The sequence below is a fragment of the Corallococcus sp. AB032C genome (genome assembly GCF_003668935.1).
Lineage (GTDB): Bacteria > Myxococcota > Myxococcia > Myxococcales > Myxococcaceae > Corallococcus > Corallococcus exiguus.
This window is the reverse complement of sequence record NZ_RAWP01000186.1, coordinates 1-9,524: the sequence shown is the minus strand read 5'-3', so window position 1 is coordinate 9,524 and position 9,524 is coordinate 1. Positions and strand designations below refer to the sequence as shown.

The window sequence follows — 9,524 nt, the reverse complement described above, 5'->3', positions numbered from 1 at the left end:
GGTACGGCGGGCCCTGGGGCTGGGGCAGTTCCTTCTACGGCGCGCCGTACTACTACGATCCGCCGCTGCCCACCGCGGACATGCTCAACAACGCACTGCCGGAGGGCACGCTGGAGCCCGGCGGCACGCAGGAGGGCTTCCTCTACTTCCAGGGCGTGGCCCACCGCGAGAACGCGGTGACGCTCCAGTTGAACCTGGTGGACGCGGAGACGGGGGAGCCGTTCGGTTCGCTCGGCATCCCCTTCCAGGTGAGCACGAAGTAGCTAGTGCAGCAGCGTGCTGGGGGGCGCGTAGGGAGAGCGCCCCCCGTCGTGCGCCAGGTCGAGCAGCGGTGCGTCCTCCGGCTGCCCCAGCGCGCGCCGCACGTCCGCGCCCTTCACGGGCAGGCCCATCAGCGGCCCCAACGGGAACAAATCCAGCGCGCCGGTCAGCAGCGGCAGCAGGCCCGTCAGCGCCACCACCGCGCCCCGGGGCGTGCCCGTGCCCAGCCCGCCCAGGACCAGGCCCGTGCCCGCCAGAATCCGAATCCACCGTCCGTAGCGCGAATTGATGAAGCCGACCATGAACACCTCCCCACGCCGAAGATGAACACGCGGCAGGGAGCGACCACGGCCGGTGTCCACCCGGCGACCCTCCTTTCCCGGGGCCCGCCCGCCCGCTCGCCGTCCGGGGAGCCAGCGGGGGGACGCCCGCGCGGGCATACTGCGGCCCCGTGAGCGAGACCGAAGCGAAGGCCCCCACCCACCCCGGTGACCTGCGAGCGGCCCTGGCCGCGTGGCGGGAGGCCGTGGGCGAAGCGCACGTCATCCTGGACACCGAAGCGCTGGAGGCCGCCCAGACGGCCACCTTCGCCACCACCCAGCGCATCCCCGCCATCGTGCGGCCGGCGGACACGGCGCAGGTGCAGGCGTGCCTGCGCATCGCGAGCGAGCACCGCGTGCCGGTGTACCCGGTGAGCGCCGGCCGCAACTGGGGCTACGGCTCGCGCGTGCCGCCCGGCGACGGCAGCGTGCTGCTGGACCTGGGGCGCATGAACCGCATCCTCGCGCACGACGAGCAGCTCGCGTACCTCACCGTGGAGCCGGGCGTGACGTTCCGCCAGGCCTACGAGTACCTGCGAGACAAGGGCTCCTCCACGTTCATCACCACCATCGGCGGGTCGCCGGACGCGAGCATGGTGGGCAACGCGCTGGAGCGCGGCGACGGGGCCGGTCCCAACGCGGACATCTTCCAGCACGTGTGCGCGCTGGAGGCCGTGCTCCCCACGGGCGAGCGCGTGGAGACGGGCCACGCGCGCTTCCCCGGCGCCCGCTCCGCCCCTGTGTTCCGCTGGGGCCTGGGCCCGGTGCTGGACGGCCTCTTCAGCCAATCGTCACTGGGCGTGGTGACGCGGATGACGTTCTGGCTGGCGCGCAAACAGCCCTGGCTGCGCGACTTCTTCTGCGCCGTGAACGACGACGCCCAGCTCTGGGACATGGTGGACCGGCTCCAGGCCCTGGCCCTGGACGGCACGCTCAAGGGCAGCTTCTTCTTCTGGAACGACATCAAGGCCTACAGCATCACCCAGCAGTTCCCCTACCCCTCCGTGGGCCGGGCGCCGCTGCCGGACTGGGCCCGCGAGAAGCTCCGCGAGGGCTTTGGCCGCTGGGCCATCAGCGGCACCCTCATCGCCCCGGACGCGGAGATGGGCGCCTTGCTGGAGAAGCGGCTCGCCCGCGCCGTGGAAGGCGCCTTCCGCCCCCTGTCCTTCGGCCCGGTGGCCCCCTTCGGCGAGGGCACGCTCCAGGGCGTCCCCACCGAAACCAACCTCGCCATGGCCTACTGGCGCAAGCGCACCCCCAAGCCGGAGGACCCGCACCCGGACCGCGACCGCTGCGGCTTCATCTGGTGCTCCGTCGCCGTCCCCTTCACCGGCCCGGAGGCGAAGCGCGCCACGGACATCGCCGACCGCGTCCCCCGCCTCTTCGGGTTCGAACCCAACCTGGCGCTCCTCGCCCACTCCCCGCGCTGCGTCTACCTCGTCGCAGCGCTCGCCTATGACCGGGACGTCCGCGGCGAGGACGCCCGCGCCCAGGCCTGCTACCGCGCCCTCACCCGCGAGCTGGCGGACGCCGGGTACCACCTGACCCGAGCCGGACTCCAGGCGCAGGACGCCGCACCGCCCGTGCGAGACGACTCCGCGGAGGTGCGAAAGCGGCTGAAGGCGGCGTTCGATCCCGAGGGAATCCTGGCTCCCGGGAGATCCGAACCCTGAGGGCGCGGCGGATCAGAAAGAAAAAAGAGGAGCGGAAACTTTCTCAGGCGCGCCCTCGATACTCTCTCAAGTCACAAGATTTCCCACCGCGCATCGCGCCCGCCGGAGCCCCCTTCCATGGCCATCGAGACCAACCGCTACCGCCCCGTGTTCCGGAACCCCACGACGCCCGCCCCGGCCAACGGGACGCAGGTGCGCCGCGAGGTGCAGGCCCAGACGCAGAACCGGGCCCAGGGCGAGGCGACGATCGACCTGAACCGCGGCGTGCAGGGCAACCGCGTCACCACCAGCAACCAGGCCAACCCCAACACCACGACGGACATCCAGAAGCAGCTGGAGACCAGCCGCTTCGACCAGACGGTGGCCTCCGGTGAGTGGAACAAGAGCTGGACCGCGGCTTCCGGCTCCCACACCTCCGGTGACGTGAACGGCAACTTCCACAACACGGTGGAAGGCCAGGCGCTGACTGCGGACGTGTCCGCGCAGGGCAACGTCTCCATCGACCCGCTGCACGGCAAGATTGGCGCGGAAGGCTCCGTGGACGTGCGCGCCGACCTGGTGCGCGGCTCCGTGGAAGGCCACGCGGACACGGCGCTGGGCCGCTCCGAGTGGGGCGCCGAGGGCAACGTGGGCGCCGAGGCGACCGCCACGGGCCAGGTGGTGCTGGATCCGCTGCACGGCCAGGCCGCTGCCTCCGTGCACGGTGAGGCCTTCGCCGGCGCCCGCGCCAGCGCGGAAGTCACCCAGGAGATTGGGCCCGCGACCGTCACGGCCGGCGCGGAAGCCTTCGCCGGTATCGGCGTGGAGTTCGAGGCCAACGTCGGCCTGAAGGACGGCAAGCTGTCCGCCAACTTCGACGTGGGCGCGGCGCTGGGCATCGGCGCCAGCCTGGAGTTCGGCTTCTCCGTCGACGTGGGCAAGGTGGGCGACGCCGCCAAGGCCGCCGTCGAGGGCGTGGGCAACGCGGTGCAGAACGTCGGCGAGGGCATCAAGAACGTCGGCGAGGGCATCAAGAACGTCGGTGAAGGCATCAAGGACGTGCTGAGCAAGTGGTAGTGGCAGGCCACGTCCGGCCGCCTCCCACCTGAAGCTCTTCCCAGGGCCTCGTCCATCCGGGCGAGGCCCTTCCTTTTTCCCCGTTGCTCGACAGCCCCCGCCCCCTGGGGGACACTTTCCATCATGAACTCTCTGGAAACCCTTCTCGCGCAGGGTCAGGTGGCCCAGGCCAAGGCCGAGGCCGAGAAGCTCCTCGCGAAGAACCCCAACCACCGCGACGCGCTGGTGGTGATGGCCAAGCTGGCGCTGGTGGAGAACAAGGTGCCCCAGGCGGAGGGCCTGCTCGCCAAGGCGGAGGCCCAGGGCGCCACGGCGGAGACCGGCCTGGTGCGCGCCAACATCGCCGCCCAGAAGGGCCAGCTGGACGCCGCCCTCAAGGCCTACCAGGGCGTGCTCGCGGTGGAGCCCAACCGCGCCGAGGCTCACTTCGGCAAGGGCATGATGCTGATCAAGCAGGACAAGGCGCCCCAGGCGCTGGAGGCCCTGTCCCAGGCCGCGAAGGCGGCGCCCCAGAACCCGGTGTTCCGCTACCGGCTGGGTCAGGTGCAGCTGGAGGCGGGACAGACGGACGCCGGCCTCGCCACGCTGCGCGAGGTCCTCACGCTGGCGCCGCGCTTCGTGCCCGCGTACCTGAGCCTGTCGCACGCGCTGTCCGCCCAGGAGAAGCTGGTGGACGCGCGCAAGGTGCTGGAGCAGGGCCTCAAGGCGGTGCCCAACCAGCCGCGCATGCTCGCGTCCGTGACGGTGCTGTCCATGGCGCTGCGCGATTTGCGCACGTCCTACCAGGCGGCCTCCGCGCTCGCGGCCCAGCGCCCGAAGGACGCGGACGCCCAGGCGAACCTGGCGCAGCTGATGCTGGCGCGCGGTCAAATCGAACAGGCCCGGCACCTGTGCCAGACCATGGCGTCGCTGGGCGTCGCCAGCGAGTCGCTGAAGATGGCGGAGGCCACCTGCTTCGAGTCGCAGGAGCCGCCCGCGTACGACAAGGCCATCGCCGCGTACGAGCAGGGCATGGGCCTGGCGCCGGATGGCTGGCGCGCGGCGAACAACCTGGGCCAGCTGCTGCTGCGCGTCCCCTCGGAGCCGGCGAACGCGCACCTGCCGCGCGCGGTGACGGTGCTGGAGGAGGCCGTGCGCCGCGCCCCGGATCGCCCGGAGCCGCTGCTCAACCTGGCGCTCGCGCAGGCGCGCCTGGGCCAGGAGCAGAAGGCGAAGGAGCTGGTGCAGAAGGTGCTCGCCATGCCGCTGGCGGAGGACACCGACCTGCACGAGGAGGCCGTGCGCCTCTCCCAGACGCTGTCCAAGGCCTGAAGAAGGCCGGACTGACGGACGGCCCGCGCTACTCGTTGAAGTCGAGCGTGGGCACGTCCTCGTCGCCGGTCGCCGACTGGTACACGTGCCAGGCGGTGGCCAGGTCCTGGAAGGGCAGGCCCACCCCGGCGAACACCGTCACCTGTTCCTGGGACGTGCGCCCGGGCTTGAGGCCCGCGAGGACCTCGCCCAGCTCCGCGTGGATGGCGGCCTCCGTGAGCCCCACCGCGCCCGCCGCGCCGGTGGAGACGCTCAAGCCGCGGTGGTCACAGACGAACAGCGATTGCTCGAGCAGGTCCTGGGACAGCTCCGCCTTGCCCGGCTCGTCCGCGCCCAGCGCGGTGATGTGCGTGCCCGGCTGCACCATGCCCGCGTGCAGGAAGGGCTGGTGGCTCCACGTCGCCGTCACCACGATGTCCGCGTCCGCGACGGCATCCGCCACGGACGTCTCCACGCGCACGGGCAGGTTCAGCTCCTGGTACATGCGCTGCGCGTAGGCGTTCGCGTGCGCGATGTTGGTGTCGTAGACGCGCACCTGGCTGAGCGTGCGCACCAGCCGCAGCTGCTTGAGCTGGAGCACGCCCTGGCGGCCGGCGCCAATCACCGCCACGCGCGTGGCGTCCGGCCGGGCCAGCACGTCCGCGGCCAGCGCGCCCACCACGCCGGTGCGCACGGCGGTGAGGTGGCCGGAGTCCATCACCGCGAGCAGCCCTCCCGTCACCAGGTCGTGCAGGTGCACCACGCCCTGGATGGCGGGCTTCTGCGCGGGGAACTTCGCGTGCACCTTCACCGTGTACGCGGGGATGCCGGGCACGCAGCCGGGGAAGAGCACCAGGGCGGTGCCCAACGAGTGCAGCGGCGCGCGCACGCGCTGCGGGGCCACCGTGCGGGCCAGGGCGTCGGTGCGGAAGGCCTCGCGCAGGTCGTCCAGGAGCAGGAGCGCCTGGATGTTGCGGGCCACGGCGGAGCGGTTGAGCAGGAGGGTGGGCATGCTTTGACGGCCACCCTACCCGAGCATGCGCATGCCCTGGGGCGCGAACGTCCCCAGGGCTGGCCGAGCGCACGAAGGTGAACGGCGCGCCGGGCGGTGCGTCCGAGGCCTGGCCCGGAGCCGGCGGCCGAGGGCTCGTGGCGGCGGCCTCCAGTGGACGCAGGGGCGAAGCGCGGCGGACACACCGTGCGCAGACTTCGCGCGAGGGGCGGCGCGGCCGGGCGATGGCATGGGGAGACTGGCGATGCAGGAGCCGGATTCACACTCCGTGGATGAGCATGCGCGCAGCGGGCCTCGCCCCTCCGCGGCGGAGTTCCTGCGCGCGAACCACGACACGCTGCTGACGGAATGGCAGCAGGCGGTGATGCGGGACCTGGGCGGCAACGACGCCGCCCGCCCTCCCTGGCTCATCGACCACATGCCGGAGCTGCTCACCGCGCTGGCGGACGCGATGGAGCTGGGGCCGGAGGCGCTGGACGAGCGCCTGGAGGCGGCGCACGCCGCGGCCCGGATGGACGCGGGCTTCAACCTGGGCGAGGTGGCCCAGGAGTACGCGCTGCTGCGCCGCTGCATCCTCCACCGGCTGGAGGCGCTGGAGCAGCGGCTGCGGCCCGGCGACCTCACGCGGCTGGAGGAGACGCTCGACCGGGTGGTCACCCGGACGATGACGTTCTTCTGGGACATGAAGCAGCGCATCCTCCAGACGCTGGACCGCATGTCCGAGGCGACGCTGGACGACCCGGACATGGAGACGCTCCTGGAGCGCCTGCTCACCCGGCTGATGGAGTCCGCGCTCACCGTGAACACCGCGGCGGTGATGCTGCTGGAGGACGACGCGCTGGTGGTGCGCGCCGCGGTGGGCCTGGGCACGGACGAGGTGAAGGGCCTGCGCGTGCCGGTGGGCCAGGGCGTGAGCGGGCTGGCGGCGCTGGAGCGGCGGCCCTTCTTCGTCCGCTCGGCCGCCACCGACCCGCGCGTCCTCTTGGGGCCGCTGCGCCGCGCGGGGCTGCGCGCGTTGTATGGCCTGCCGCTGATGGACGGCGAGCGGCTCCTGGGCATGGCGTACATGGGCTCGCGCACGGCCTTCGCCTTCTCCGACGCGGACACGCTGCTCTTCCACGCCGTCGCGGAGCGGGCGTCCGCGCACATCGCCCAGACGGAGCTGCACGCGCGTGAACACGAGGCACGCCAGGAGGCCGAGCGGTCGCTGGCGCTGCTGGACTCGCTGCTGGACGCGGCGCCCGTGGGCATCGCGTTCCTGGATCCGGACCTGCGCTACCTGCGCATCAACGGCACGCTGGCGCGGCTCAACAACAAGCCCATGGAGGACCACCGGGGCCGCACGCTGCATGAGATGGTCCGCATCGGCGCCGTGCCCCCCATCGAGCGGGCGCTGCGGCGGGTGCTGGAGACCGGGCGGCCCGTGCAGGACGTGCTCCTCGAAGGGCCGGATCCGGTGCGGGGCCGCGCGGGCGTCTGGCGCGCGGACTACTTCCCGGTGCGCACCCCGGACGGCGCGCTGCTCGGCGTGGGCAGCACGGTGGTGGACATCACCGACCTCAAGCGCGCGGAGACCGCGCTCCAGCAGGCCATCGACTTTCGCGAGGAGCTCATCGCCGTCCTGGGCCACGACCTGCGCAACCCCCTGCACGCGGTGAACGCGTCGGCGTTCATGCTGGGAAAGGTCCCGGCGCTGGACACGCCGGCGCGCCGCTCCGTGGACCGCATCCGCAAGGCCACGGCGCGGATGACGCGGATGATCAACGACATCCTCGACTTCGCGCGCAGCCGCCTGGGCGGTGGCATCCCGGTGACGCGCCAGCACGTGAACATGGAGGAGCTGTGCCAGGGCATGCTGGAGGAGCTGCAGGTCGTGTATCCGGAGCGGCCCCTCGTGCTGGAGGTGCACGGGGACGACCTGTGGGGGGACTGGGACCCGGACCGGGTGACGCAGGTGCTGGGCAACCTGGTGGTGAACGCGCTGCAACACGCGATGAACGACTCGCCCGTCGTCACCACGCTCACGGGCGAGTCCGTGGACGTGGTGATGCAGGTGCGCAACGAGGGCGACCCCATCCCGCCGGAGCTGCTGCCGCACCTGTTCGACCCGTTCAAGCAGTCGAGCGTGCCGAATGCGGGCAACAAGCACCGCAGCCTGGGGCTGGGGCTCTACATCGTGAGCGAGATCGTCCAGGTGCACCGGGGCAGCGTCCGCGTGGAGACCGCCGCCGGAGATGGAACGACCTTCACCGTGCGCTGGCCCCGGGTCCCCCCGCCCCTGGGCTACCTGAAGCCGTGAGCCGCCGTCACGGCGCGGCCTTCACCTCGGACGCGGGCGCGATGGCGAGCGTGTGCACGGCCTCCGCGAGCATGCGCGTGCTCAGGTCCAGCGTCTCCAGCGCGATGGACTCATCCGGGGCGTGGCCGGTGTAGGGCTCGTTGGGGAACGCAGGCCCGAAGTCCACGGCGCGAGGGAAGAGCCGCGCGTAGGTGCCACCCCGGATGGAGCCCGGCACCGCGTCCGGCGCCTTGCGCTGCCGCTGGTAGATGTCCATCAGCGTCTTCACCAGCGGGCCGGACGTGTCCGCCACATGCGGGTCGCCCAGGTAGCGGCCGGAGCCCTCCTTCACCTGGCCACCGGAGTCCTCGCCCACGCGCTTCGCGGCGGCGTCCAGCGACGCGTTGAAGGCCGCCGCGTCCTGGCCCTGCGGCCGGCGCATGTTGACGCCCAGGGACACGGTGCCGTCCTTCACGCGCAGCACGGTGGGCGCCACGAGCAGCGGGCCCATCAGCGCGTCCTGGTACTTCAGGCCCAGCTTCTCGCCGTGGTGGTCGCCGTCGAAGCGCTTCGACACCACGCGCAGCAGCGCCGCGATGCCGTTGTCCTCCAATGACAGACGCGAGGCCACGGCGGACAGGTCCCAGAGCGCGTTGTGGCCCTCGTCCGCGGTGGACGAGTGCACCGCCACGCCGTGGGCGGTGAGCACCACGGTGTTGCCCTCGCGCTTCGCGTCGGCCTTCAGGTCCTTGCGGGAGGGGGACTCCTGGGCGATGGCGGCCTTCACGGCGGCGAGCACCGTCTCCGGCGTCTGGCCCTTCACGGGCGTGAGCTTCAGCGTGGCGGTGCCGGGCACCTGGGTGAGGAACTCGCCCGCGCTCACGTCCACGGCGCGCGCGACGGTGCCCTCCTTCGGCGTGGCGAGGGCAGCGCCCACGGGCGCCTCCAGCGTCCACGCGACGAAGCCGGACTGCGCGGCCATCACCGGGTAGCCGGAGTCCACGGAGATGACGTGCGTGGGCTTGGGCTGCGTGTCCGCGTAGTTCTTCATGCCGGACCAGTCGCTCTCCTCGCCGTTGCCGATGATGATCAGCACCTTGCCCTGGGGCTTGAGGCCCAGGTCCTTTGCCATGGCCAGCGCGACGAGCCCGGAGGCGATGGGACCCTTGTCGTCCTCCACGCCGCGGCCGTACAGGCGGCCCTTCTCCACCACGGGCTTGAAGGGCGCGCGCTTCCACTCATGGGCGGGCGCGGGGACGACGTCGCCATGGAACACGAGCCCCAGCAGCGGCTCGCCTTCGCCCCAGGACAGCTCGAAGACGTCGTTGTTGCCCACGGTGCGGAAGCCGAAGCCGTGCTGCTTCGCCCACGCCTCCAGGGCGCGGCCCATGGCGGCCACCTCCGGGTTCTTCGCGGCGGGGGCCTCGCTGCTCACCGTCTTGAAGCGGACGAGCGTCTGGGTGAGGGCCACCACGTCATCCAGTGCACAGGCCTGGACGTAGGCGGCATAACGCTCCGCGGCGGGGGCGCCCTTCAGGGCGGCGTCGGAGAAGCGGGCGGCGCGGGCGGCGGGCTTGCCGGCGCAGCGCGGGTCCTTGGCTGCGAGGGCGGCGGTGGGGGCCAGGAGGCAGAGA

Annotated in this window: 7 protein-coding genes and 1 pseudogene; 5 read left to right on the top strand and 3 right to left on the bottom strand. The window is 72.2% G+C overall.

Translation table 11 applies throughout. The features are described from left to right. A pseudogene (locus D7X99_RS40365) lies at positions 1 to 263 on the top strand (hypothetical protein); the annotation flags it as partial. On the opposite strand, the gene D7X99_RS40360 reads toward D7X99_RS40365, so the two are convergent. Beyond that, positions 264 to 563 carry a hypothetical protein gene (locus D7X99_RS40360; protein ID WP_169832855.1) on the bottom strand — a complete coding sequence of 100 codons (300 nt, stop codon included), beginning with the start codon at positions 561 to 563 and terminating at the stop codon, positions 264 to 266. Between the two features lie 149 nt (positions 564 to 712). Here D7X99_RS40360 and D7X99_RS40355 point away from each other — a divergent pair, with 149 nt between their 5' ends. The 3 genes from D7X99_RS40355 to D7X99_RS40345 all read left to right on the top strand — a co-directional run bounded on the left by D7X99_RS40355 (position 713) and on the right by D7X99_RS40345 (position 4,621). Further along, a complete protein-coding gene (locus D7X99_RS40355) occupies positions 713 to 2,254 on the top strand; it encodes an FAD-binding oxidoreductase (RefSeq protein WP_121782382.1) in 1,542 nt (513 codons plus the stop codon). Between the two features lie 117 nt (positions 2,255 to 2,371). Beyond that, entirely contained in the window at positions 2,372 to 3,310 is a 939-nt protein-coding gene (locus D7X99_RS40350) for a hypothetical protein (protein ID WP_121782381.1), read from the top strand. 123 nt (positions 3,311 to 3,433) lie between these two features. Further along, on the top strand, positions 3,434 to 4,621 hold the full coding sequence (locus D7X99_RS40345; RefSeq protein WP_120581093.1) for a tetratricopeptide repeat protein: 1,188 nt from the start codon (positions 3,434 to 3,436) through the stop codon (positions 4,619 to 4,621). A 28-nt stretch (positions 4,622 to 4,649) separates the two neighbouring features. Here the strand turns inward: D7X99_RS40345 and D7X99_RS40340 are convergent, their stop codons facing one another. Continuing rightward, positions 4,650 to 5,612: an ornithine cyclodeaminase family protein gene (locus D7X99_RS40340; protein WP_121782380.1), complete on the bottom strand. Its 963-nt coding sequence runs from the start codon at positions 5,610 to 5,612 to the stop codon at positions 4,650 to 4,652. 268 nt (positions 5,613 to 5,880) lie between these two features. Between D7X99_RS40340 and D7X99_RS40335 the strand changes: the two genes are divergently transcribed. Next, a complete protein-coding gene (locus D7X99_RS40335) occupies positions 5,881 to 7,911 on the top strand; it encodes an ATP-binding protein (protein WP_304997997.1) in 2,031 nt (676 codons plus the stop codon). Between the two features lie 7 nt (positions 7,912 to 7,918). Here the strand turns inward: D7X99_RS40335 and D7X99_RS40330 are convergent. After that, positions 7,919 to 9,524, bottom strand: a 1,606-nt coding sequence (locus tag D7X99_RS40330; RefSeq protein WP_147476403.1) for a Sapep family Mn(2+)-dependent dipeptidase, incomplete at its 5' end; no start/stop codon positions are given.